This window comes from Burkholderia sp. AU30198, from assembly GCF_020419825.1.
Lineage (GTDB): Bacteria > Pseudomonadota > Gammaproteobacteria > Burkholderiales > Burkholderiaceae > Burkholderia.
The window spans coordinates 205,447-229,899 of the sequence record NZ_JAIZSA010000014.1 but is presented as its reverse complement, the minus strand read 5'-3'; the positions used below and the strand labels follow the sequence as shown (position 1 = coordinate 229,899).

General features: G+C 67.4%; 25 protein-coding genes. 6 read left to right on the top strand and 19 right to left on the bottom strand.

The annotated features are described in order from the left end of the window. The first annotated feature begins 535 nt into the window (after window positions 1-535). The 5 genes from egtB to LGN19_RS27750 all read left to right on the top strand — a co-directional run bounded on the left by egtB (window position 536) and on the right by LGN19_RS27750 (window position 4,219). Entirely contained in the window at window positions 536-1,759 is a 1,224-nt protein-coding gene (egtB, locus tag LGN19_RS27770) for an ergothioneine biosynthesis protein EgtB (protein WP_226218237.1), read from the top strand. Further along, window positions 1,743-2,756 (top strand): L-histidine N(alpha)-methyltransferase, encoded by a 1,014-nt coding sequence (gene egtD / locus LGN19_RS27765; protein ID WP_226218235.1) that lies wholly within the window; start codon window positions 1,743-1,745, stop codon window positions 2,754-2,756. The genes egtB and egtD overlap by 17 nt, the downstream gene beginning before the upstream one ends. Window positions 2,757-3,052: 296 nt before the next feature. Continuing rightward, window positions 3,053-3,355 carry a hypothetical protein gene (locus tag LGN19_RS27760; RefSeq protein WP_089449610.1) on the top strand — a complete coding sequence of 101 codons (303 nt, stop codon included), beginning with the start codon at window positions 3,053-3,055 and terminating at the stop codon, window positions 3,353-3,355. 37 nt (window positions 3,356-3,392) lie between these two features. Continuing rightward, window positions 3,393-3,647: a hypothetical protein gene (locus LGN19_RS27755; protein WP_175034261.1), complete on the top strand. Its 255-nt coding sequence runs from the start codon at window positions 3,393-3,395 to the stop codon at window positions 3,645-3,647. 188 nt (window positions 3,648-3,835) lie between these two features. Beyond that, window positions 3,836-4,219 carry a hypothetical protein gene (locus LGN19_RS27750; RefSeq protein ID WP_226218233.1) on the top strand — a complete coding sequence of 128 codons (384 nt, stop codon included), beginning with the start codon at window positions 3,836-3,838 and terminating at the stop codon, window positions 4,217-4,219. 256 nt (window positions 4,220-4,475) lie between these two features. On the opposite strand, the gene LGN19_RS27745 is transcribed toward LGN19_RS27750, so the two are convergent. The 17 genes from LGN19_RS27745 to LGN19_RS27665 all read right to left on the bottom strand — a co-directional run bounded on the left by LGN19_RS27745 (window position 4,476) and on the right by LGN19_RS27665 (window position 22,719). Continuing rightward, window positions 4,476-7,502: a type III restriction-modification system endonuclease gene (locus tag LGN19_RS27745; RefSeq protein ID WP_226218230.1), complete on the bottom strand. Its 3,027-nt coding sequence runs from the start codon at window positions 7,500-7,502 to the stop codon at window positions 4,476-4,478. Continuing rightward, window positions 7,502-9,520, bottom strand: a complete 2,019-nt coding sequence (locus LGN19_RS27740) for a site-specific DNA-methyltransferase (protein ID WP_226218228.1) — start codon at window positions 9,518-9,520, stop codon at window positions 7,502-7,504. Before LGN19_RS27740 ends, LGN19_RS27745 begins: the two co-directional genes overlap by 1 nt. A 337-nt stretch (window positions 9,521-9,857) precedes the next feature. Further along, entirely contained in the window at window positions 9,858-10,988 is a 1,131-nt protein-coding gene (locus tag LGN19_RS27735; RefSeq protein WP_226218226.1) for a porin, read from the bottom strand. A gap of 281 nt (window positions 10,989-11,269) precedes the next feature. Beyond that, window positions 11,270-11,947, bottom strand: coding sequence for a response regulator (locus LGN19_RS27730; protein WP_041492705.1), 678 nt, complete (start codon window positions 11,945-11,947; stop codon window positions 11,270-11,272). A gap of 294 nt (window positions 11,948-12,241) precedes the next feature. Continuing rightward, complete coding sequence (locus LGN19_RS27725) at window positions 12,242-13,609, bottom strand: sensor histidine kinase (RefSeq protein WP_226218266.1); 1,368 nt, start codon at window positions 13,607-13,609, stop codon at window positions 12,242-12,244. An 88-nt stretch (window positions 13,610-13,697) separates the two neighbouring features. Continuing rightward, complete coding sequence (locus LGN19_RS27720) at window positions 13,698-14,555, bottom strand: ABC transporter permease (RefSeq protein ID WP_011350459.1); 858 nt, start codon at window positions 14,553-14,555, stop codon at window positions 13,698-13,700. 37 nt (window positions 14,556-14,592) lie between these two features. Then, complete coding sequence (locus LGN19_RS27715) at window positions 14,593-15,390, bottom strand: ABC transporter ATP-binding protein (protein WP_043184810.1); 798 nt, start codon at window positions 15,388-15,390, stop codon at window positions 14,593-14,595. Between the two features lie 122 nt (window positions 15,391-15,512). Further along, window positions 15,513-16,517: an ABC transporter substrate-binding protein gene (locus LGN19_RS27710; RefSeq protein WP_122946571.1), complete on the bottom strand. Its 1,005-nt coding sequence runs from the start codon at window positions 16,515-16,517 to the stop codon at window positions 15,513-15,515. 165 nt (window positions 16,518-16,682) lie between these two features. Beyond that, window positions 16,683-17,465, bottom strand: a complete 783-nt coding sequence (gene fliR, locus LGN19_RS27705) for a flagellar biosynthetic protein FliR (RefSeq protein ID WP_226218225.1) — start codon at window positions 17,463-17,465, stop codon at window positions 16,683-16,685. A gap of 23 nt (window positions 17,466-17,488) precedes the next feature. Beyond that, on the bottom strand, window positions 17,489-17,761 hold the full coding sequence (gene fliQ / locus LGN19_RS27700) for a flagellar biosynthesis protein FliQ (protein ID WP_006491272.1): 273 nt from the start codon (window positions 17,759-17,761) through the stop codon (window positions 17,489-17,491). 19 nt (window positions 17,762-17,780) lie between these two features. Continuing rightward, window positions 17,781-18,542 (bottom strand): flagellar type III secretion system pore protein FliP, encoded by a 762-nt coding sequence (fliP, locus tag LGN19_RS27695; RefSeq protein ID WP_046550042.1) that lies wholly within the window; start codon window positions 18,540-18,542, stop codon window positions 17,781-17,783. Window positions 18,543-18,578: 36 nt separating this feature from the next. Next, complete coding sequence (gene fliO, locus LGN19_RS27690; RefSeq protein ID WP_226218223.1) at window positions 18,579-19,157, bottom strand: flagellar biosynthetic protein FliO; 579 nt, start codon at window positions 19,155-19,157, stop codon at window positions 18,579-18,581. Then, on the bottom strand, window positions 19,154-19,645 hold the full coding sequence (fliN, locus tag LGN19_RS27685; protein WP_122944026.1) for a flagellar motor switch protein FliN: 492 nt from the start codon (window positions 19,643-19,645) through the stop codon (window positions 19,154-19,156). Before fliN ends, fliO begins: the two co-directional genes overlap by 4 nt. Continuing rightward, complete coding sequence (fliM, locus tag LGN19_RS27680; protein ID WP_043184817.1) at window positions 19,638-20,636, bottom strand: flagellar motor switch protein FliM; 999 nt, start codon at window positions 20,634-20,636, stop codon at window positions 19,638-19,640. Before fliM ends, fliN begins: the two co-directional genes overlap by 8 nt. A gap of 22 nt (window positions 20,637-20,658) precedes the next feature. Beyond that, on the bottom strand, window positions 20,659-21,195 hold the full coding sequence (fliL, locus tag LGN19_RS27675; protein ID WP_122944027.1) for a flagellar basal body-associated protein FliL: 537 nt from the start codon (window positions 21,193-21,195) through the stop codon (window positions 20,659-20,661). Window positions 21,196-21,506: 311 nt separating this feature from the next. Next, window positions 21,507-22,229, bottom strand: a complete 723-nt coding sequence (locus LGN19_RS27670; protein WP_122944028.1) for an LrgB family protein — start codon at window positions 22,227-22,229, stop codon at window positions 21,507-21,509. A gap of 13 nt (window positions 22,230-22,242) precedes the next feature. Next, window positions 22,243-22,719: a CidA/LrgA family protein gene (locus tag LGN19_RS27665; protein ID WP_122944029.1), complete on the bottom strand. Its 477-nt coding sequence runs from the start codon at window positions 22,717-22,719 to the stop codon at window positions 22,243-22,245. Between the two features lie 139 nt (window positions 22,720-22,858). On the opposite strand from LGN19_RS27665, the gene LGN19_RS27660 reads away from it, so the two are divergent. Continuing rightward, the gene (locus tag LGN19_RS27660; RefSeq protein ID WP_011350471.1) at window positions 22,859-23,785 is read left to right on the top strand and encodes a LysR family transcriptional regulator; all 927 of its coding nucleotides are present in this window, start codon (window positions 22,859-22,861) and stop codon (window positions 23,783-23,785) included. A gap of 23 nt (window positions 23,786-23,808) precedes the next feature. On the opposite strand, the gene LGN19_RS27655 is transcribed toward LGN19_RS27660, so the two are convergent. Beyond that, complete coding sequence (locus LGN19_RS27655; protein ID WP_122944031.1) at window positions 23,809-24,195, bottom strand: type II toxin-antitoxin system VapC family toxin; 387 nt, start codon at window positions 24,193-24,195, stop codon at window positions 23,809-23,811. Continuing rightward, window positions 24,192-24,440, bottom strand: coding sequence for a type II toxin-antitoxin system Phd/YefM family antitoxin (locus LGN19_RS27650; protein ID WP_226218220.1), 249 nt, complete (start codon window positions 24,438-24,440; stop codon window positions 24,192-24,194). The genes LGN19_RS27655 and LGN19_RS27650 overlap by 4 nt, the downstream gene beginning before the upstream one ends. Window positions 24,441-24,453 lie beyond the last annotated feature (13 nt).

The following is a 24,453-nucleotide window of genomic DNA, read 5'->3' as shown; positions in this document are numbered from 1 at the left end:
TGACGAGCGAGCCCCCCGCGTGTGTGACATCGGCGATAAAAAATTCTTCGAAGTGCGGGTGGACGCAGATCGCAGATGAAGGGCGGGGCGGTTCATCGCCGTGCTGATGGCGAATGGCAGCGCATGGCCGCGTTCGTCAGACAAACCCGTGCGACACGACGCGTTCACTCACGATCGCTGCGCGGATGTCATGGGGCGTCAGTAGCCCACAAGCGCCGGCAGGCGCGTCGCGCATGGCCTTCACGCCAGAACCGGCAAGCATCGCCGGTATGTCACGCATCCGACACGCGCATGGCCAACACTTTCATTTTTCTTTCGAGCGCGTTTCATCGGCATCCCGATTCGCAGCATTCACATTTCTGGACCATACTGTTCTGCACGGGCAGATGAAGTGACGCCGCATTCGCGGCCCGGCGCGCGCGCCGGCTGCCCGACGACGCAGCAGCAGGTCGCACGTCAGCCGCGCGCATCATGCGCAAGGCTTTCCCTTTTCCGGCAACGCAACGCAGCGAATCGCGATGTGGACGGTAAACCGATGAGCCTCCTTGCATCACAGCTTCAGCGCCGTTACCAGGACGTGCGCGCGCATAGCGTCGCATTGACCGCGACGCTGTCCGCCGAAGACCAGGCCGTGCAGTCGATGCCCGACGCGAGTCCGACGAAATGGCACCTCGCGCATACGACCTGGTTCTTCGAAACCGTCGTGCTGATGCGCCGCGTGCCCGGCTACGCGCCGTTCGACACCGCCTTCCAGTTCCTCTTCAATTCCTATTACGAAGCGCTCGGCCCGCGCCATCCGCGGCCGCAACGCGGCTTGCTCACGCGCCCGTCGCTCGACGAAGTGCATGCGTACCGGCAGTACGTCGACGATGCGATGCTGCGCGCGCTGGCCGATGCCGATGCGGCGCTGCTCGAGACGATCGCGCCCGAGATCGTGCTCGGCCTGCATCACGAGCAGCAACACCAGGAGCTGATCGTCACCGACATGCTGCACGCGTTCTCGTGCAACCCGCTGAAGCCGGCGTTCCGGCCGCGCAACGGCACGGACGCGGGCGCGATGGCCGCGGGCGACGCCGGCGCGCAGCACTGGCTGCACCAGCCGGGCGGGCTCGTCGAGATCGGCCATGACGGCGATGCGTTCTCGTTCGACAACGAACGGCCGCGCCATACGGCGCTCGTGCGGCCGTACGAGATCGCGAACCGCCTGGTGACGAATGCGGAATTCGCGGCGTTCGTCGCCGATGGCGGCTACACACGCCCCGAGTTCTGGCTGTCGGACGGCTGGGCCACGGTGCAGCGGGAAGGGTGGCAAGGGCCCGCGTACTGGATGCCCGACGACGACGATGCGACCGCCACGCGCGTACGGCGCACGTTCGGCCTGCACGGCGTCGAACCGCTCGCACCCGACGCGCCGGTGTGCCACGTGAGCTTCTACGAAGCGGCCGCGTATGCGGAATGGGCCGGCGCGCGGCTGCCGACCGAATTCGAATGGGAAGCGGCGTTCCCCGCCGAAGGCATCCGGCAGATGCTCGGGCACGTGTGGCAATGGACGCGCTCGTCCTACGAGCCGTATCCGGGCTTTCGGCCGCTTGCAGGCGTCGCGGCTGAATACAACGGCAAGTTCATGGTCGGCCAGCAGGTCCTGCGCGGCAGCAGCATCGCGACGCCGCCCGGGCACGAACGGCCGACGTACCGCAATTTCTTTCCGCCGGCCGCGCGCTGGCAATTCACGGGAGTGCGACTTGCGCGAGACGTCTGACCGGACGGCCACGAGCGGTGGCCAGCAACCCGCCCGCGATTCGCGGCCGAGCGCGTTCGAGCGCGACCTGATCGACGGACTGTCGCGCACGCCGCGCAGCATTCCGCCGAAATACTTCTATGATGCGGCCGGCTCCACGCTGTTCGATCGCATCTGCGAATTGCCCGAGTATTACCCGACCCGCACCGAGCTCGGCATCCTGCGCGATCGCGCGGCCGAGATCGTGCGGCGCGTCGGCCCGCATGCGGAACTCGTCGAATTCGGCGCGGGCTCGCTTGAGAAGATCCGCGTGCTGCTCGACGCGTTCGCGGGCAACTATGCGAACGCGCCGGCGCGCTACGTGCCGGTCGATATCTCGGCCGACTATCTGCACGACGCTGCCGCTCGGCTGCGTGCCGCGTATCCGTGGCTCGACGTCGCGCCGATCGCGGCCGACTACACGAAGGCCGAGCAACTGGCCGAGCTGACCGCGACACCGGCGCGGCGCATCGGCTTCTTTCCCGGCTCGACGATCGGCAACTTTTCGCCGGAAGAAGCCGACGCGTTCCTGCGCGATGCGGCGCGGCTGCTGCGTGGCGGCGGCTTGCTGGTCGGCGCGGATCTCGTGAAGGACGCGCGCACGCTGCACGACGCGTACAACGATGCGCAGGGCGTGACTGCGCAGTTCAACCTGAACCTGCTCGTGCGTGCGAACGCCGAGCTCGGCGCGGATTTCGACGTCGACGGGTTCTCGCATTGCGCGTTCTACGACAGCACGCGGCAACGCATCGAGATGCATCTCGTCAGCGACATCGCGCAGACGGTGCACGTGCGCGGCCACGCGTTCCGCTTCGATGCCGGCGAGCGCATCCACACGGAGAATTCGCACAAGTTCACGATCGACGGCTTCCATGCGATCGCGCGTCGCGCAGGATTCGAGCCCGATACCGTGTGGACCGACGCGGACAACCTGTTCAGCGTGCACTGGCTGCGCAGCGTCGACGATATCCGCGCGTGATGCCCACGCTGGCGAACCGCTCGCGTACGGTGCGGGCGGTTCGCTTTCGGCGCATTCGAGCGCGCGCCGCCGCATGTCGATCATGCGGCTCCGTGCCGAAAATCCCTCTTTTACCGGCCCGATGCACCGCTGCAACGGTGCGTAGAATGCCGTCTCCTCCTTGTCCGGCAAGGCTTTGCGGGCCTCCGTAAACGTCCGTTACCTGTCTCGCATACCCGTTTCACCTGTGTCTGTGTCCGGTGCCTAGACTCCGAACCGTATTCACTTGACGCACGACACGTGCAGGGAGTCGCGAGATGAACAAGAAACTCATTCTCGGTGCAGTTCTCGGTGTAGCGGCGCTGGCAGCCTCGGGCGTCGCATCGGCCCACGTCGACCTGTCGGTCGGCATCGGCGTACCCGCCTATGCGGCGCCGGCGCCCGTGTACGTGGCGCCGCCTCCGCCCGTCATGTACGCACCGGTCGGCTATCGCGATGACGGCTGGCGCGGCGATGGCTGGCGTCAGCGCGAATGGCGCGAACACGAGTGGCGCCGCCGTGAATGGCGCGAGCACGAATGGCACGATCGCGGCGGTTGGCGCGGCGGCCGCTGGGATTAAGCGGTTCGACTGAACACAACAAGAGGAGAATCAAAACATGATGCCCATTCGACACATCAGGCTGTGCGCCACCGCCGCCATCGTTGCGCTTGCCACGATCGGCAGCGCGCACGCGGCGGGCTGCATGAAGGGCGCGGTGGTGGGCGGTGTGGCCGGCCACTATGCGGGGCACCACGCGGTCGTCGGTGCGGTTGGCGGCTGTATCGTCGGCCATCACATGGCGAAGAAGCATGCGGAAGAACAGGCTGCGCAGCGCAAGGCCGCCGCGCAGGGCATGCAACCGGCGCAGTAAGCACTTTCGTCACCGGGGCGGCGCAGCGGCGCCGCGCCCGCCTGCTTCGCCCCCCGCTCACGCACGATCCGGATTGATCTGAGGAATGCGCGTCGCGCGCATCGTTACGATCATTTACAACGTCGCGTGGCGCGAATTTTGCGCGTTCATAGAATGCAGTCACACGAACGCGCTCCAGGGAGCACAAGATGAAACAGCAACGATATCTGTCCGTACTGATGGCCGCGCTGCTCGCGCTCGGCACGGTTTCCGCGTATGCAGCAGCCGGCGGCAATGGCGGTGGAAACGGTGGCGGTGGCGGCGGTCACGGTGCAGGCGGCTTGGGCGGCAATGCCGGCGGCATGTCGGGTGGCCACATGAGCGGCGAGGCGATGAGCAACTCGAACGGCATGCGCGCGGGCGACCGCGACAAGGGCCTGTCGCGCGCGGCCGACCGCTCCGACACGATCGCAGATCGCGCCGGCGTGCAGCCGGGCCACGGTCACACGCAAGGGCATGCGCATGGCCACACCACGCACGCGTCGACGTCCACGCATCACTCGCATCACCACGCATTCGGCCGCACGCTTTAAGCGCGGCGCCCAAACGCGATGGAAGGGCGCTTCGGCGCCCTTTTTTCATTGCGAGAATGCAACGCGGCTGTCGCGCGAAAACATCGTGCCGACCCGATTTGCAACCAGCCGTAACCGCGCCTCGAACGCGCTCGAATACAGATCGCTTACACGCGGATGACAGACAGGAAACCGGCGCGAAGCGCGCGCATCGCAAGTGCGCCCGGCCGCGTCGAAACAGCCGATAAAAAAGGGCGGCTCAGCGCCGCCCTTCGTCTTATCGCCCGGCACCCGCCAGCGGCGCCGCAGGCTCGAACAGCGCGTCCGCCTGCCTGACGCGCACGAAGCGCGCCGCACCGTCGCCACCCACCAGCGCCCGGAAATGCGCCTCACCGCACGCGAGCTTCGCCCGCTCGTGCTCGCTCGGCACGTTACCGTCCGCATTCGGCGTATCGACGACGAAGTACAGCCGTTCGCCGCCGTCCTGTTCCGCGAGCACGGCCCAGTCCGGGTGATAGCTGCCGAGCGGCGTCTGCACGCGGAACCACGCGGGCAGCTTCGCGTACAGCTTCACGCCGTCGTGTGCCTCGAGTGCATCGGCAAACGCACGCTCCGCGTCCGTCTCGCACACGACCGCCTCGTGAATCGACTTTTGCGCATCGGGCCGCAGGTTGCGCAGGTAGCCGGTCAGCGCCTCGCTCTCGAACGATTCGAGCGCATGCACATGGCGCTCGCCGAGCTTGCGGTACGCGATGCCCGCGACGAGCGCGTGGCGCTTGCAGCGGTTGATCGCATCGGCCGCGACCGCGATGAACTGCTGCGGATTCACGCGGAAATCGTCGAGCCGGCCGCTGTCGGCCAGGATCGTCGCCAGCGAACGGCGCGTGAGTTGCGTGCGGTCCTGCAGCTCGGTGAGCAGGTCGGGCAACGGCAGCTCGCCTTCGTCGAGCAGCACCGTGCCGGCGCCGGCCACTTCGATCGCCTCGATGCCGGCCTTGCCGATGTCGAACTCGGCCTTGCGCCACTGCAGCCGTGCGCGCGCGATGTCCGGCGCGTCGTGCAGCGCGGCCGCGCAGTCGCGCACGAGTTTCGCGTTGTCGAACTCGACGCGGTACACGGTGCGATGACGAATGCGGTCCCACAACGCGCGGAACTCTTCGCCGAACACGACGGCCTTGCCCGACGCATCGCGCCGCAGCGCGATCGCGCGACGCTCGTCCGCGTTGCGCACGGCAAAGCGGCCCGACAGCTTGCGCAGCGTCGCGACGATCGGCGCGCGCAGCATCTCGAACGCATCGGGCAGCACCAGCGCGCTCTGGCGCAGCGCGTCCTTCAGCCGGTCGAGCACCTTGCCCTGCGCGTCGACATAGCCTTGCTCGTGCAGGTGGTTCCACAGCACGCGCGACAGCTCGACGCCGAGCGCATGCGCGGGCCCGTCGCCTTCCTGCACGGGCAGCGCCGCGAACTGGTGTTCCTCGACGATCCCGAAGCGGATGCCCGTATCGGCCTCGATCTCCTTCTGCAGGTTCTCCGCGAACGATTCGTAGCGCTCGGTCGCGATCACGGTGAGCGTGTTCACGCCCGCATCGCGCACGCGTTCGCCGTCCTGGTCGACGGCGAGGCGCAGCCCGCGGCCGAGCGTCTGGCGGCGCTCGCGTTCGGTCTGGATGTCGCGCAGCGTGCAGATCTGGAACACGTTCGGGTTGTCCCAGCCTTCCTTCAGCGCCGAGTGCGAGAAGATGAACTTCAGCGGCGTGTCGAACGACAGCAGCGCTTCCTTCTCGCGCATGATGAGGCCGTACGCGCGCTCCGTGTTCTCGCGGGCCGCCGCGCTGCTTTCGCTGGTGTCGGTCCAGCCGCCCTTGCGGTCGATCGAGAAGTAGCCGTTGTGCGCGCGCCCGACTTCGAGCGCGACGTCGACGCCGTCGAACAGCGCGCGGTAGGCCGGCACGCGCGCCGCACGCGCATATTCCTCTTCGAAGATCAGCGCGTAGTCGCCCTTCGCGGGCATGCCGTTCTCGTCGTAGCGGCGATAGCGCTCGACCGAATCGACGAAGAACAGCGACAGCACCTTCACGCCGCGTTCGGCCAGGCGCAGCTCCTTGTCCAGATGCTCGCGGATCGTGCGGCGGATCATCTCGCGCTGCACGGCGAGCGTGTCGATGTCGCCGAACGCCTCGCCGAGCGACAGGAACGCTTCGCCTTCCGGATGGCGCAGCTCGACGTATTCGGCACCCTTCACCGCATGGACTTCGCCGATCCGCAGGCCCGCGTACAGCGCGCGCTTGGTCAGGCGTTCGAGATCGTCGCCGTCGGTGGCCGTCACGATCTGGCGCTTCACGCCGGCTGTCGTCGCGACGTCGAGCTCGACGCGCGCGCTGATCGCGCCGCGCCGGTTCGACACGCCCACGAGCCGCACGTACGGCTTGTTGTGCGCATCCTCGACGATCGCCGACGCGATCTCGATCTGCTTGACGAGCTTGCGCTCGTACGCGTCGACCGCGTCGAGCCGGTACACCATGTGGTGACGGTCGACGTGCGTGGCCGAATAGCGCAGCGTGCAGAGCGGCGCCATCGCGGCGAGCGCTTCGCGGCCACGGCCTTCGAGCCCGCCGTCGACGCTTTGCGGCTCGTCGACGATCACGATCGGCCGCGTCGCGCGGATCAGGTCGATCGGCTTCTCGCCGCCGGTCTTCTCGCTGTCCTTGTAGAGGTTGTTGATTTCCTTCTTGTTGATCGCGGCCACCGTCATCACCATGACCTGGATCGCCGCGCTCGCCGCGAAGTGGCGCACCTGGCCGAGCTTCGCGGAGTCGTACAGGAAGTAGTCGTACGGCACGCCCGCGTACAGCGCGCGGAAGTGATCCTCGGTGATCGAGAGCGTCTTGTGCACGCCTTCCTTGATCGCGATCGACGGCACGACGATCACGAACTTCGTGAAGCCGTAACGGCGGTTCAGCTCGAAGATCGTGCGCAGGTACACGTAGGTCTTGCCGGTGCCGGTTTCCATCTCGACGGTGAAGTCGCGCGAGCCGGGCAGGCCGGACGGCGGCAGTCCGCCGCGCAGCTGCACGTCGGCGAGATTGCGCGCGAGCGCGTCGTCGGTCAGCGACAGCCGGTTGCCGACGCCCTGTTCCGACACCGCGAAGCCGAGCGAGCCTTGCGCGGCGGCCGTGGTGCCGGGTGCGGCGTTCGCGAGCACGCTGAAGTCGCCGCGATACGATTCCTGGCCGCGAAACAGGTCGCAGACGGCGTCGATCGCCTCGCGCTGGTAGTCGAGATCCGCTTCGAAATGCAGCCGCATCACAGGCTCCGCACGCGCTTCACGCCGTGCTGTTCGAGCAGCGCGGCGAGATTGAGCTTCGCGACGTCGTCGACGAAGCCGCTGTCGCGGAACAGGCACGTGACGTCGTGCGTCGTGCCGGTCGCATCGAGCAGGTCGACGATGCCGTCGGCCAGCGGGCCCGCGTCGTCGCGCGCGATGCGCGCATCGAAGCACGCGACGATCGAGCGGCCGATCAGGTGCACGGTCTTGCCGGCCACCTGGTGATGCTCGACCGGCGTGCACAGGTCGAGGCCGAGCTTCAGCGTCAGCTCGGCGAGCAGGTCGTCCTCGGTGCGGCCGGTCTTCACGTGCTCGACGGATGCGAAGAGCGCGTGGTCGAAGTCGTCGCGGCGCGGGTCCCACTCGATCACGTTGGTCGTGTCGAGCCGGTACACGCGGAAGCCGAGATCGCCATAGCTTTCCGGGTAATCGCGCGCAACCTGCTGCGCGGCGCGGCGCAGGCGTTCCTTCGTGACTTCGGCGAGCGTCAGCGGCTTCTTCAGCTTCGCGCAGAAATCGGCGGCCGCCAGTTGCGTCTTGTCGCGGCGGTCGAGCGCTTCGGGCAATTGCACGAGCACGTAGCGGCGCGCGCCGCCGTCGGTCGCGTTCACCTGCATCACCGCGTGGCCGGTCGAGCCGGAGCCCGCGAAGCAGTCGAGCACGATGTCGTCGCCGCGCGTGCACCAGCCGATCACGGCCGCCGCGAAATCGACCGGCTTCGGCAGGTCGAACGGGATCCCGAGCGTCTTCAGCAGCGCGTCGTCGGAGCCGGCGAACGGCAGCACCGACGGCACGTTCTCGTACATGTTCTCGTCGAGGTAGTAGATCCGCTGCGGCTGCGTGCTTTCATCCGCGCCGAATTCGATCTGGCCGCGCTCGATCAGCGCCTGCATCGTCGCGGGCGGGTTGCGCCAGCCGCGCGCCGGCATCGCGCACGGCTTGCCGGTGACCGGGTGGATCAGCGGCGTGAAATACTCTTCCGGCGCCTTCTTCTTGTTCGGCCAGGCCATCGACACGAGGCGGTACACGCGGCCTTCTTCCGACAGCCGGTCGTACATCACCTCGCCGCCGGACAGGTTGGTCTGCGCCTTCATCCACGCGCGGTACGCCTTCTGCGCGTCCTTCGCGTTGCCGCTGCGGTACACGGCGTCGTGCGCGGCGTCGAGCATGCGCTGCGCGTTGCGCTTCGGGCGCTTGAGCGGCGCCTGTTCGAGCAGCGTCTCGGCGTTGCGCGCGAACAGCACCAGCGATTCGTGCTGGTACGCGACGCCGCGCGCGTCGCCCTTCGGGTTGCGCTTGTCCCATACGGCCACGCCGAGCTCGTTCTCCTCGCCGAAGATCTCGCGCAGCATCAGCACCAGCGCGTGCACTTCATGCTCGTCGATGTGCACGGCGATCAGCCCTTCGTCGGACAGCAGCGCGTGCGCGAGCTTCAGGCGCGGATACATCATGTTCAGCCAGTCGGTGTGGAACCGGCCGTTCGCCTCGGTGTTGGTGCTGCGCTTCACGCCGCCCTGGGTCTGCCCGGTCATCGCGAGGTAGTGGCGGATGCTGTCGCTGAAGTCGTCCGGATAGACGAAATCGCTGCCGGTGTTGTACGGCGGGTCGATGTAGACGAGCTTCACCTTGCCCGCGTAGCTCTTGTGCAGCAGCTTCATCACGTCGAGGTTGTCGCCCTCGATCACGAGATGGCGCGTGTCGTCCCACGCGACGCTGTCGTCGGGGCAGGGCCGCAGCGTGCCCGTCGACGGCGTGAGCGCGGCCTGGCGCGCGCTGCGCTTGCCATGCCAGTGGAAGCCGTAGCGCTCGTCGGCGTCGCCGACCGTGCGTTCGCCGATCAGCGCCTTCAGCACGTCGACGTCGACCGACGCGCCGCCGGGGCCTTCGGTCACGAGTTCGGGGAACAGCGCCTTCAGGCGCGCGACGTTGTCGGCGGTGAAATCCGTCGACATCGCCTGCGGGCTGGCCGCATCGAGTTTCTGCATCGTCTTTTCCATCGGAGCCCGGCCGCGCGCGCCAGGACGTCGGGCGCGCTCGCGGCACCGGCGGCAATGGCCGCCCGGGCAAACCCGAAACGCTATCGAGTCGACCGGCCGAGGTCAAGCGCCGATGTGGGCCGATCGTGCGGGTATCGGCCGCGATCGCCCGCCGGACGGGCCGCAAGCGGTTTCGGGCCGGTTGTCGCATGGCCGGCCGGCGGGCGCCTGGCGGGAGCCCCCGGAGGCACGCCGGAAAGGACGAAAAAAAGGGCACGGTCGGCGCCAAGCGCCGGCGTGCCCGCATGGAGAATCCCGGACGGAGGGTGAGGCGGGGCCCGTCGGGCCCCGTTTCAGGTCAGAAACGCGTGCGGATGCCCGACGTCAGTTCGAGCTGGTTCTTCGCGCCGAACGTCGACGACACCGTGTAGCCGCCGTGCAGCTTCATGTAGTCGCCGGCCAGGTAGACCTCGGTGCGCTTGCTCAGGTGATAGAACACCGATCCGTAGATCGTTTCCTTGAAGCCGTTGCCGACGCCGTTGGTCAGGCTGAATGCGCCGAGGTTCGCGTTCGGGACGAAGCCGTCCGAGTTGTACGCGGCGTTCTTGACGCGCATCTGCTGGTAGCCGAGCTCGTAGTCGAGCGCACCGGGCGGCGCCACCTTCACCGACACCGTCCACGAATCGTCGTGGCGCTGGCCGAGCGAGCCCTGGTCGCCGTTGTAGCGGAAGTAGCCGGCATTCAGGCGCACGATGCTGAACGTGTAGTTGCCGCCGACCGAGAACGTCTGGTTCGTGAAGCCGCCGTTGTTCACGTGGTTGTAGAAGCCCGACACGTTGAACGGCCCGCCGTTGTAGCCGAGCGCGACCTGGTACGCGGAGCCGGTCGCGAACGCGGTCGAGTTGCTGAACTGGTAGCCGGCGCTCGCGAAGAGGCCGTTGCTGAACAGCTTCTTCCACGCGATGCCGTTGTTGTAGCGCGTGCCGGTCGGGCCGGCCGCGTAGAAGATCATCTGCTTGAAGTTGTTCGAGTTGGTCCAGCCACCTTCCTCGGTCGACAGCTTCGCGGAGCCGTACGGGTCGCCGTAGATCGCCGCCGCGTCGCGCGCGATCGTGTTCTGGAAGCCGGCCGTCAGCTTGCCGAAGCGCTCGTCCTCGATGCCGACCCATGCGTCGCGGTCGAAGATCTGGCCGCTGTCTTCCATCTGGCCGTTGGCAACCACGAATTCGCTTTCGAGGCGGAAGATGACCTTCGTGCCGCCGCCGATGTCCTCGGCGCCGCGCAGGCCCCAGCGGCTGCCGCTGAACCACGGCTCGCCTTCGTTGCCCATCCCGATCACGTGATTGCCGTTCGCGTCGGCGTGGGTCCGGTAGGTCGGAAAGCTCAGGTCCATCAGGCCGTAGAGCTGCACGCTCGACTGTGCATGCGCCTGGGTGCCGGCGCACAGGCCAGCCGCCGCGATGGAAAGGGCAAGGGTTTTTCGTTTCAAGATCGTCTCCTCCGAGCTGCCGCATTGAAATCTGGTCGTTGGCAGTACGTAATGTATGCCGACTCTTGCCGGCCACAGCGAGAGGGCCGACGCGTAGCATCGTAGTGGGTGCAATCCTTCACGACGCTTTCCCGGACGCAAGAATCGGATCGGTGAAAACACCGAACGCGCAATAATCACGGATCGGGCAGGCGTGCGGAAGCAGGCAAGCCGGGGACGCCGGCATGCGTCGATGACGTTTCGTGCTACGAATCGATATTAAGGGCTCGCAAAGGAGCCCGTCAGTCCTGCGTGCTCTTCATGCGCAGGATGTAACCGAGCCCGCGCAGCGTGATGATTTCGGCCGTACTGCCCGCGAGATGCTTGCGCAGCCGGTGGATGTAGATGTCGATCGCGTCGGCGCTCGGCTCGTCGTCGAGCGCGAACACGCTGTCCATCAGTCGCGCTTTCGACACCGTCTTGTTCTGCTGCAGCATCAGCGTTTCGAGGATCGCGTGCTCGCGGCGACGCAGCGCGAGCACCGTTTCGCCGCAGCGGAATTCGCGGGTGCCGAACGCATAGACGAGATCGCCGCACACGAGCTGCGTCGTGCCGACGCCGGCCTGTCGGCGGATCAGTGCGCGAATCCGTGCGACCAGCTCGCGCGATTCGAACGGCTTCACGACGTAATCGTCGGCGCCCGCGCCGAAGCAGTCGACCTTGTCGTCGACCGAGCCGTGCGCGGTCAGCATCAGCACCGGCACGTTGTCGTTGCGGCGCCGCAGCCGCGCGAGCACCTCCTTGCCGCTGATGCCGGGCAGGCGCATGTCGAGCAGCACCGCGTCGTAGCGTTCGGTTTTCAGCACCGTATCGGCGCGTTCGCCGTCACCGACGGAATCAACTGCGAAATCCTCGCCGCGCAGCAGGTTCACGATCCAGTGCGCGAGTTCGGCGTTGTCTTCGACCAGCAGGAGTTTCATGACGACATCTCTAGGGGCTGTTTCCATATGGAACGCGCATGCGTTGCCACGAGAACGGCCGCTCGCGAGGCGCGTGACGCCGCGAATACTGACGTATTCGCAAGGAGCGCAACGCGGCGAGCGGCCGTTCTCGTGGCAACCCCAAATTTAAAATTCATGCCACGGGAATGCCCGAAATCGCCCGTATGGCGGCGTCGCTCGTCGCTTGTTTGGCTCGGCCAAACGGCGCTCCTCACTTCTTGCCCTACGAGCGATTTCGGGCATTCGCATGTGCGTTCCATATGGAAACAGCCCCTAATCGTACGCGGGCAGCCGTACAGTCACGACGATACCGCGATTGCCGGCCCCCGGCGCGAGCGACGCGCTGCCGCCGTGCGCCTGCGCGATCTCGCGGACGATCGCCAGCCCGAGACCCGAACCTTCGGTATCGGCCGACACGCGGTAGAACCGCTTGAATACGTGCGGCCGCGCTTCCGCCGGGATGCCGGGGCCGTTGTCGACCACGTCGAGCACGATCGCGTCGCCGTCGCGGCGGGCGCAGACCGTTACGCAGCCGCCCGGCTGCGTGTAGCGCACCGCGTTGTCGACGAGGTTCATCACCAGCGCGGTCAGCAGGCTGTCGCTGCCCGCGACGTCGAGCCGCTCGCCGAGATCGGCCCCGAGATCGATATTGCGCCGCTGCGCGAGCACGATCGTTTCCTCCAGCACGCTCGACACCACGGCCGCGAGATCGACGCGATGGTTCAGCAGCGTCGACGGCGTCGCCTCCGCATGCGCGAGCAGCAGCAGCTTGTCGGTCACGTCGGCCATCTTGCGGCTGCTGCGCTGCATGCTGTCGAGCACCGATGCGAGTTCAGGATCGTCGTGCCCGCGCCGCTGCGCGTACTGGATCTGCGTGTCGAGCACCGCGATCGGCGTGCGCAACTGGTGCGCGGCATCCGCGATGAAGCGGCGCTGCGTGGCCGTGTGCGTATTGAGCCGCGCGATGCACTGGTTGATCGCGTCGACGATCGGCCGGAGTTCGTGCTGCAGCCGCTCGGGGCGGATCGGCTCCAGCTCCATCGGCCCGCGGTCGGCCACGTCGTCCTTCAGCTTCATCAGCGGCCGCATCTCGAACGTGAGGCCGAGGTATACGAGCCCCATCGCGAGCATCAGCATCAACGACAGGCGCACGAGTTGCGGCCGCCAGATCGTCGCGACCATCGCGCGGTGCGAGCGCGTCGTCTTCGCGACGACCACCGTGACCGTCTCGATGTGCCCTTCGTCGTACAGCTGGCGATCGTAAGCCACCGCGCGCAGCGGCACGCCGTCGAGCGACGTGTCGTACAGCGTCGGCTCGATGCCGTGCCGCGCGGGCACGTCGAGCGCCGGCGTGCCCGCGAGCAGGCGGTCGTGGCCGTCGATCACCTTGTAGAACACCGAATCGCGCGACGGCGATTCGAAGATCTCCAGCGCGGCCGGCGGCACGTCGGCGACCGGCAGCCCGTTGCGCCATTCGACGTCCTCGCCGATCGTGCGTGCGGACGCGACGAGCGCGCTGTCCTGCACGAGCGCGGCCGTGGTCCGCGCGGTGTCGTACGACATCGCGCCGGCGATCAGCATGAACACCGCGAGCGGCAGCAGCAGCCACCACAGCAGCCGTCCGCGCAGGCTGTGCGCCATCCTGTTGCGCTCCTTCTCCGAAATGCCGAACCGCGCCGGGAGCGCCGGCGCGGTCGGGGGTGTCATGTCAGGCGTCCGTCTGCGGCGTTCAGAACGCCGCGGGGCGCCACTTCAGCAGCCGCTTCTCGAGCCACGTCAGCAGGTAGTCGGCGGCCAGCGCGACCACCGCCAGCACGATCATCGCCGCGAACACGCCGCTCGCGTTGAACGCGCCCTGGGCGGTGGAGATTAGCAAACCGATGCCCTGCTTGGAACCCAGGAATTCGCCGACGACCGCACCGACCAGCGCGAAGCCGAAGCTCACGTGCAGGCTGGCGAGAATCCAGCTCAGCGCGGACGGGATCACGACCGCCGTGGTGATCTGCCGGCGCGACGCGCCGAGGATCTGCGCGTTCGCGATCAGGTAGCGGTCGGCTTCGCGCACGCCCTGGAACGCGTTGCCGAACACGACGAAGAACACCATCACGACGGCCAGCGCGATCTTCGACGCCATCCCGAGGCCCAGCGCGATCACGAAGATCGAGCCGAGCACGACGCGCGGGATCGAGTTCGCGATCTGGATGTACAGGCCGAACACGTCGGCCATCAGCTTGTTGCGGCCGAGCACGATCCCGCAGATCACGCCGGCGACCGAGCCGATCACGAAGCCGATGCCGGTTTCCTCGAGCGTGACCCACACCTGCGTGAGCAGCGGGCCCTGCGACGTGCCGTTCACGAACCAGTCCTGGATCTGGTCGAAGATCAGCGACGGCATCGAGAAGAAGAACGGATCGATCCACTTGAGGCGTGCGGCGAGTTCCCACCCGCCGAGCACGATCACCAGCACGGCGATCCGCAGCGTGACGATCAGGTTGCGCCGGCGGCGCAGCCGGCGTTGCGCGGCGCGCTCGTCGTCCTCGAGCGTCGTCGCCGGAATGGCGGTGGGGGGAAGCGTCATGTCGGTCATGCTCCTGTCCTTGCTGTTCTTGCCTTGAGCGTATGTGTCAGCCGATCTGCACTTCTTCGCGCAGGTCGTGCCAGATGTCCTTGGAAATTTCGATGAAGCGCGTGTCGTAGCGGATCTCCGACGTGACGCGCGGGCGCGGCAGGTCGATCTCGTACACGCGCTTGAGCGTGGCGGGCCGCGCGGTCAGCACGAACACGCGGTCGGCGAGGGCGATCGCCTCTTCCAGATCGTGCGTGACGAACACGACCGAGCCCTTGTTCGCGGACCAGAGCTGCAGCAGCTCGTCCTGCATCAGCGTGCGCGTCTGCATGTCGAGCGCGGAGAACGGCTCGTCCATCAGCAGGATTTCCGGCTGGTTGATGAAGGTCTGCGCGAGCGCGACGCGCTTTCTCATCCCGCCGGAAAGCTGGTGCGGGTAGTGCTTCGTGAACTTGTCGAGGCCGACCTTGCGGATCCATTCCTCGGCCTGCGCGTACGCGACGTCCTTCGAGCGGCCGCGAAACAGCGGGCCTGCCGCGACGTTGTCGATCACGTTGCGCCACGGGAACACGGCGTCGGCCTGGAACACGAAGCCGATGCGCGGATCGATCCCGTCGACCGGGCGGCCCATCACGCGCACCTCGCCCGACACCGGCTTGAGCAGCCCGGTGATCATGTTCAGCGTGGTCGACTTGCCGCAGCCGGTCGGTCCGACGATCGCGATGAACTCGCCGCGCGCGACGCTCATGCTGAAGTCGCGCAGCGCGACGGTGGCCTTGCCTTCCGGCGAAATGAAGCGGCACGACACGTTGCGAAACTCGATCGCCGGTGTGCTCGGGGAGACTGCCTGGTTCATCGCATTCGTCCTGCGGGTGAGGAGGGCATCGCATCGTGGCGACGCCGGGCCGGTCAACCGGGCCGGAACGGGGGAACGCTCGGCGACGGGATCGCCGCCGCCGGCGCCGCTTCCGGGATCGCTTACTTCGCGTTCACGAAATCGTTCGTGAAGGTGCGCGCCAGGTCGATATGCTTGCCCTTCACCGACGGGTTGAACGCCGACAGCACCTTCAGCACGGTGGCCGGGCCGTCGGCCGGCATCTTGCCGTCGGCCGTGTACATCGGCAGCGACGCCTTCAGCGCGCTCACGTACAGCGCCTTGTCCTTCTGGTAGTCGGCCGGCATCTTCGCGGCGATTTCGTCGGCGCTGTGCGTATGGATGAACTGCATCGTCTTCGCGAACGCATGCGCGAGCTTGGTGGCCTGCGCCTTGTGCGAATCGGCCCAGGCCGACTGCACGTACAGGCTTGCGGCCGGGTAGGTGCCGCCGAGCGCCGCGCGCGTGCCGTCGACGGTGCGCATGTCGACCAGCACCTTCGCGTCGCCCATCTTCTCGAGCGCGGACACGGTCGGCTCGGTCGTCATCCCGGCGTCGATGCGGCCCTGCTTGATCGCGGCGATGAAGCTCGCGTCGGCGCCGACCGGCAGCATCGTGTACTGGGTCGACTGCACGCCGTGCTGCAGCGCGAGGTATTGGGTGAGGAAGCTCGTCGACGAGCCGAGGCCCGTCACGCCGAGCGTCTTGCCCTTCGAGTCGGCCATCGACTTGAAGGTCGGCGCGGCCTTGGTCGACACCATCTCGACTTCGCCCGGCACCTGGCCGAACACGGCGATCGCCTTCACGTCCTTGCCTTTGCTCTGCAGGTCGATCGTGTGGTCGTAGAAGCCGACCACGCCCTGCACGGCGCCCGCGAGCAGCTCGTTCTCCGCGTCGACGCCGGCCGGCTGCGACAGCAGCTCGACGTCGAGCCCTTCGGCCTTGAAGTAGCCGAGCTCCTGCGTGAGCCGCGCGGGCAGGTAGATGAGCTTCGCGATCCCGCCGACCATGATCGTGATCTTGCCGCCGTCGTCGGCGAAAGCGGGGTGAGCGGCAAGCGCGCAGCTCAGGCTGGCTGCAACGGCGAGGGTGCGCAGGATGGGTCGCATCGGGTCGTCTCCGTTCGTTGTATTCGTATGGCGCGATGCTTGCTGCATCGTCACGACGAGTATAGGGAGGCGAAACCTTCCGCTACCTTTCGCGGGCGGGCGATTCCTTTAGGGGTTTTCCAGCAACGGAGGGCCGGAACAGACGGGAAACGGGGCGGGAGGCGCTCAGCGCCAGCCGGTCAGCACGCGCCCCATCGCATCGAGCCCCATGTCGAACAGGTGCGCCACGAACGGCACGAGGTTCGGCACCATCAGTTGCACGAGCAACAGCCCGACGAGCATCGTGACGGGAAAGCCGATCTGGAACACGCCGATCTGCGGCGCCGCGCGGTTCAGGATGCCGAGCGCGAGGTTCGCGATCAGCAGCGCCGCGACCACCGGCAGCGCGAGCAGCAGCTCCATCTCGAACACGGTCGTGCCGAATGCGGCGAGCGTGCGCCAGCCGGGCGCGTGCAGCAGGTCGGCCGACACCGGCAGCGACTGGAACGATGCGGTGAGCGCGGCGAACACCTGCAGGTGGCCGTCCACCGCGAGGAACGCGAGCATCGCGACCGCGTTCAGGAAGCGGCCCATCACGGGCGTCGCGCCGCTCGTGTGCGGATCGAAGAAGGTGGCGAAGCCGAGCCCCATCGACAGCCCGATGAAGTCGCCGGCCGCCTCGACGGCCGCGAACACGATCTGCATCGTGAAGCCCATCGCGACGCCGATCAGGAACTGCGTGACGACGATCCAGATGCCCTGCGCGGAGAACACGGTGACGTCCGGCATCGCGCCGAGCGTAGGCGCGACGACCAGCGCCATGAACGCGGCGAGGCCGATCTTCACGCGCATGGGCACCGCCGCGTGGCCGACGACGGGCGCGGTCGCGACGAGCGCGAGCATGCGCACGAACGGCCACAGGAACGCCGTGAGCCAGCCGTTGAGCTGCGCGTAGGTAACCGAGAACATCGCCGCCGGGTGGTGCGCGCGGCTCAGCCGACGCCGAGCGTCGCGACGTGCAGCAGCGTCTGCCGCAGGTAGTCGAGCATCGTCGTCAGCATCCACGGGCCGGCGATCACGAGCGTCGCGGCGACCGCGAGCAGCTTCGGGATGAACGACAGCGTCGCCTCGTTGATCTGCGTCGCGGCCTGGAACAGGCTCACGACGAGGCCGACCGCGAGCGCGACCAGCAGCAGCGGGGCGGCCAGCAGCAGGCCGACCATCATCGCCTGGTGCGCCAGGGTCATCACTTGTTCGGGCGTCATCGCGCGTTTCCTCCGCCGCTTACGTAAAGCTCTGCGCGAGCGAGCCGATCAGCAGCTGCCAGCCGTCGACCAGCACGAACAGCATCAGCTTGAACGGCAGCGACACGGTGGACGGCGACACCATCATCATCCCCATCGACATCAGCACGCTCGCGACGACCATGTCGATGATCAGGAACGGGATGAACACCGTGAAGCCGATCTGGAAGCCGGTCTTCAGCTCGCTCGTGACGAACGCGGGCACCAGCAGCGACAGCGGCACGTCTTCAGGCCCCTGCATCGGCGCGGCCTTCGAGATCTTCGCGAACAGCGCGAGATCGGTCTCGCGGGTCTGCTTCAGCATGAAGGTCTTGAACGGCGCGACGCCGCGCTGCACCGCCTGCTCCATCGGCATCGAGCCGTCGGAGAACGGCTTGTAGCCGTCGTTGTACGCACGGTCGAGCACCGGCGACATCACGAAGAAGGTGAGGAACATCGCGAGGCCGACGAGCACCTGGTTCGGCGGCGTCGTCGCGGTGCCGAGCGCCTGGCGCAGCAGCGACAGCACGATGATGATGCGCGTGAAGCTCGTCATCATCAACAACATCGCCGGCAGGAACGACAGCATCGTGAGCAGCAGCATCGTCTGCACGCTCAGCGAATAGGTGGTGCCGCCGTGCGGGCCCGGGCTCGCGTTGAACGCGGGCAGGCCGTTCGCCTGCGCATATGCGAGCGCGGGGGCGAGGCAGAGGATCAGCACGGGCGCGAAGCGCGCCGCGCGATGCAGGAAGGCGTGTTTCATCGGAATGCGGGGTCGGAAAGAGGGCGCGGCGCCATGTCAGCGGTCCTTGCCGCGACCGAGGCGCTTCGCGGCTTCGCCCGCGAGCGCGTCGCGAAACCGCGAGCCGAACGTGCCGGGCAGGCCGCCATCGGACGGCGCGGCGCCGGCGGGCGCGTCGGTCGACGCCGACGCCACTGTCGAGGTAGCCGTTGCCGAACCGGCCGGCAGCGTATGCAGCAGTCGCACGTTGCCCGGCGCGACGCCGAGCACGAGCCAGGTGTCGCCGATCTCGACGATCGTCGCGCTTTCCTTCGCGCCGACCGCGACGCTCGACACGACCTTCAGCGGGCCGCCGCGGCGCGCATGCTGGAAGCCGAAGCGGCGCGCGAGCCATGCGCATGCGAACACGAGACCGATCACGACCGCGAGCCCGACCAGCGTCTGCAGCACCGCGCCGAAGCCGAGCGACGGTGCGGCCGAGCCGACCATCACGCTCGACGCGATCGACCCGGCGTTGTTCACCGCGTTCATGTCGGCAGCGCCGGCCGGCGCGCAGGCAAACGACGCCGCAATGGCGGCGGCAGCCGCCGCCGCGCTTGCGATGCGCACGCGGCGGCCGGGCACTACGACGTTCATCGATTCAGCTTCCGGATGCGTTCGGCCGGCGTGATGATGTCGGTCAGGCGGATGCCGAACTTGTCGTTGACGACCACGACCTCGCCCTGCGCGATCAGGCAGCCGTTCACGAGCACGTCCATCGGCTCGCCGGCGAGGCCGTCGAGTTCGACGACCGAGCCCTGCGCGAGCTGCAGCAGGTTGCGGATCGCGATCTTCGTGCGGCCGAGCTCCACGGTCATCTTGACCGGGATGTCGAGGATCATCTCGATGTCGTTGTGCGTCGAGGTCGCCGCGGCCTTCGACAGCGGCTGGAACACGCCGGCGCCCGTCGCGCCAGCCTGCACCGGCTGCTGGTTCTGCTCGGCGAGCGCGGCCGCCCAGTCGTCCATGCCCGGATCTTCTTCCGCCGCGGCCGGTGCCGCCTGCGCGGCGGCAGCCGATGCCGCGAGGGCCGCGTCGGCCATCGCTTGCAGGTCGTCCTCGGGCGTCTGGTTCAGCTCACTCATATCCACCTTCCTTCATCGAATCGCCCGCGCTGATCATCTTCTGCACGCGCAACGCATATTGACCATTGAAAATTCCGTAGCCGCATTCCATCACCGGCACGCCGTCGACTTTCGCGGTGATCGTGTCCTCGATTTCGAGCGGCAGCACGTCGCCCGCGCGCAGGTTCAGGATCTTCTCGAAGGTCGACGAGATCTCGGCGAGGTTCGCGGTCAGCTCGACTTCGGCGGCCTGCACCTGCTGCGACAGCACGCGCACCCAGCGGCGGTCGACTTCGAGCGCCTCGCCCTGGATCGGCGAGCTGAGCACGTCGCGGATCGGCTCGATCATCGAGTACGGCATGCAGATGTGCAGCGTGCCGCCCGTCGGCCCGAACTCGATCGAGAACTGCGTGACGATGACGATCTCGTTCGGCGTCGCGACGTTCGCGAACTGCGTGTGCATCTCCGAGCGCACGAATTCGAACTGCAGCGGCCGCACGCTCTTCCACGCGGTCGTGTAGTGCTCGAACACGAGGTTCAGCAGCTTGCCGATGATCCGCTGCTCGGTGGCCGTGAAATCGCGGCCCTCGACGCGCGTGTGAAAGCGCCCGTCGCCGCCGAACAGGTTGTCGACGACGAAGAACACGAGGTTCGGGTCGAACACGAACAGCGACGTGCCGCGCAGCGGCTTCACGTGCACGAGGTTCAGGTTCGTCGGGATCGGCAGGTTGCGGGTGAATTCGCTGTACTTCAGCACCTTCACCTGGCTGACGGAGATTTCCGCCGTGCGCCGCATGAAGTTGAAGATGCCGATCCGCAGCAGGCGCGCAAAGCGGTCGTTGATGATCTCGAGGCCGGGCATCCGGCCGCGGACGATCCGCTCCTGCGTCGCGATGTTGTAGGGGCGGACGCCCGATGTGTCGCGCTGCTCGTCGACTGCATCGGTTTCGCCCGTGACGCCCTTGAGGAGGGCATCGACCTCCTCCTGGGACATGAACTCCTGGTGACCCATACGCGCTCCTTTCGCGGCCGCGTTACTGGACGACGAACTCGGTGAACAGCACGTCGTCGACCTTCGCGCGCTGGTTGCCCGGCTGCGTCGGCTGCTCGATCAGGTCGCGCAGTTCCTTCGCAAGCGAACGTTTGCCGTCCGGCGTCGCAAGTTCCTCGGGATGCTTGTTCGACAGCGCGAGCAGGATCCGGCTGCGGATCTCCGGCATCCGCGCGGTCAGTTGCTCCTGCGCCTTCGGGTCGGTGAGCTTCAGCGACAGGCCGACGCGCAGGTAGTGCTGCGCGCCGTCGTCGGACTGCAGGTTCACGGTCAGCGGGTCGAGCGGGAAGAACACCGGCGCGGCCAGCGGTGCCGGCTCGGCGGGCTTGCTCGCATGGCCGACGCCTTCCTTGCTCAGGAACACGTACATGCCGCCGGCTGCGGCGGCCGCCGCGCCCAGCGCGATGACGGCGATGAGCGCGATGCGCTTGAACTTGCCGGGCGAAGCCGGCTTGTCGGCGGTCGGGTTTGCGGTCGTGGAGGCCATGTGAATGCGTGCGTGATGTCTCGTAGCATGCATTGTTCGGCATCCGGGCCGAGCCCGATGGGTGGAAAAGAGGGGGGATTTGCGGCTATCTCAGCCGATTGTCGGCCGGGTGTCGGCCGGATGCAGGGTAAGTGGGGGCGGAAAGGGCCACCGGGCTGGCGGCCGAAGCGGGTGTGGCCGGAAGATGGCGGCCATGCCGGGTACGGAAAGGCCTCCGGGCCGGCGGACAGAGGAGCAGGTGTGGCCGGAAGGTGGCGCCGTTTCTGTCGCTCGGGGTCTGTCGCGCCGAAAGGCGGCAGGCACGATCGGGCCGTGCCGGCGCTTGACGGGCGTCAGCCGCCCGGTCAGATCGGCAGCAGCGTCAGGAGCGGCGCGATCAGCACCATCGCGACGCCCGCGATCATCATCGTCAGGCTCGACACGACGCCTTCCTCGCTGCCGATCTCGCGCGCCTTCGCAGTGCCCACGCCGTGGGCGGCCGCGCCGAACAGCGCACCGCGCGCGAGCCGCGTGCGCATCGGCACCAGCGCGAGCACCAGCTCGCCGAGCAGCATCCCGCAGATGCCGGTCGCGATCACGAACAGCGCGGTGAGATCCTTCGGCGCGTGGATCTTGTCCGACACGGCGAGCGCGAACGGCGTCGACACCGAGCGCGTCATCAGCGAGCGCTGCAGCTCGGGCGACAGGTGCAGCAGCTTCGCGAGCAGCAGCGACCCGCACACGCCCGCGGCGATCCCGACTGCCACGCCGACCGACAGCGACAGCCAGTGGCGGCGGATCAGGTCGCGATAGTCGTAGATCGGCACCGCGAACGCGATGGTCGCCGGGCCGAGCAGCCACATCAGCCAGCGCGTGTCGCGGAAGTAGACCGAATACGGGATGCCGGTCAGCAGGACGAGCAGCACCAGCACGCCCGGCACGAACACGAGCGGCGAGAACAGCAGCGTCTTCTTGTACGCGTAGAGCCGCTTCGACGCGAAATACAGCACGACCGTCAGCACGAAGCAGCCGAACGAGATCGCGGTGTTCGCCTGGTCGGCGGACAGGTTCGACAATGCGGCAAGCATGGCAGGCTCCGGCTCAGTGGGCGGACACGGCGCTCAGGCGCGTGCGGCGGCGTTCGGCGCACACGCGCTGCGCGGCGAGCCGGCGCTCGAGCTTCGCGGCGAGGTCGACCGCGACGGCCACCGCGACCATCACGAACGCGGTGCCGGCGAGCATCACCAGCGCGATGCGCCAGCCGTCCTCGCGGAACAGCCCGCCGTACTGCACGGCCGCGACGGCGGCCGGCACGAAGAACAGCAGCATGTCGGACAGCAGCCAGTTCGCGCCGTCCTTCACCCACGCGGGTGCGACGCGGCCCGAGAACAGCAGCACGAGGAGCACCGCGAGGCCGATCACGCCGGACGGAATCGGCAGCCCGATCTTGCGCACCGCCCAGTCGACCGCCATCCACAGCACGCCGAGCGCGGCGGCCTGCAGCGCGATCCGGCCCGTGTGTGCCAGGCTGCCCGAAGCGGCGGGGCGGGCGGCGAGTGCGGCGGTCGGCTTGGTCATGGCAGGCTCCCTACAGATATTCCGTTGATGGTGGGAGTATAGGGTTTCCCCTAACCATAAATAAAATGACTTGTCTCTATCCTTGTCATTCCAATTCGGAATTCACCTTTGATCGCCGCACCATTTTGGGGAGACATCGATGGAATTGCGCGCGCTGCGGTACTTCGTCGAGGTGGTTCGCCAGCAGAGCTTCACGGCGGCCGCCGACAAGCTGTTCGTGACCCAGCCGACCATCAGCAAGATGGTGAAGGCGCTCGAGGACGAGATCGGCTCGCCGCTGCTGCTGCGCGACGGCCGGCAGATGGTGCTGACCGACGCGGGGCGGATCGTGTTCCAGCGCGGCCAGGACGTGCTCGCCGCGCAGGCGCAGCTGCAGTCGGAGCTGAACGATCTCGGCACGCTCGGGCGCGGCGAGCTGACGATCGGGATCCCGCCGCTCGGCGGCTCGCTGTTCACGCCGATCATCGCCGCGTACAAGCAGCGCTATCCGAACATCGAGCTGAAGCTGTTCGAGCAGGGCGCGCGGATGATCGAGGCCGCGCTGACGTCGGGTGAGCTGGAGCTGGGCGGGCTGCTGGAGCCGGTCGACCCCGGCACCTTCGAGCGGCTGCCGATGGTGCGCGCGCCGTTGTGGCTCGTCGCACCTCGCGAGTCGCGCTGGGAGGATCACGCGGCCGTGCCGCTCGCGGATCTCGCGCGCGAGTCGTTCGTGTTCTATGCGGAAAGCCTCGCGCTGCACGACGCGGTGCTGGACGCGTGCCGGCAGGTCGGTTTCACGCCGTCGATCGTGAGCCGCAGCGGCCACTGGGATTTCATGGCCGCGCTCGTGCATGCGGGGGTCGGCATCGCGCTGCTGCCCGAGCCGTATTGCCGGCGGCTCGACGCGGGCCAGTTCACGTGCCGGCCGATCGTCGAGCCGGAGATCACGTGGGCGATCGCGCTCGGCTGGCTGAAGAAGGGGTATCTGTCGCACGCGGCGCGCGCGTGGCTTGAGGTGGCGCGGGCGACGCTGCCGATCGCGCCGGGTGACGACCTGGCGTTCGGCGGGTTGCGGGCGAGGGAGTGAGGCCCGGCCGATGCCCGGCGCAATCAGACGTGCTTGATCGGACCCGGATAGCGGGCGACGGTATGGTCGTGCGTGAGCAGCGTGATGCCTTCAGAGATCGCCTGGGCGACCAGGAGACGGTCAAACGGATCGCGGTGAATCGACGGCAGTTGTTCGACCGCAAGTGCATGCGCGCTCGTGATCGGCAATTCCACGTAGCCGACATCAAGGAGATTGCGACGGAGCACGTTTGGGTCTACCTGGAAATCGTCGCGATCCAGTCCACGCTTGATGACGATTTCCCAGAGGCTCGCAACGCTGAAAAGCGGTGTACAGGCAGGATCCTCGATGAGCGCGCTGGCGCGGGCGGGTAGCTCGGCCGCACCGGCTGCCGCCCAAAGAAGCAAGTGTGTGTCGAGCAGCAACTTCATGCGTCACCCTCGAACAGCTTGCCGATTTCGTCGCTCCCCATCGTGTCGAAATCGTCCGGGACATTGATCTGCCCCTTCATGAAGCCGATCCGGCTCGGCCGGACGGGGGTCGGTGTATCGATCGGGACCACCTTGACGAGCGGCTTGCCCGCTTTCGCGATCACGAACGGCTCGCCGGCACGAACGGCTTCGTCGATCAGACGCGACAGGTTCGTCTTCGCGTCGTGCATGTTGTAGGTATGCATTGCATCCTCCAAT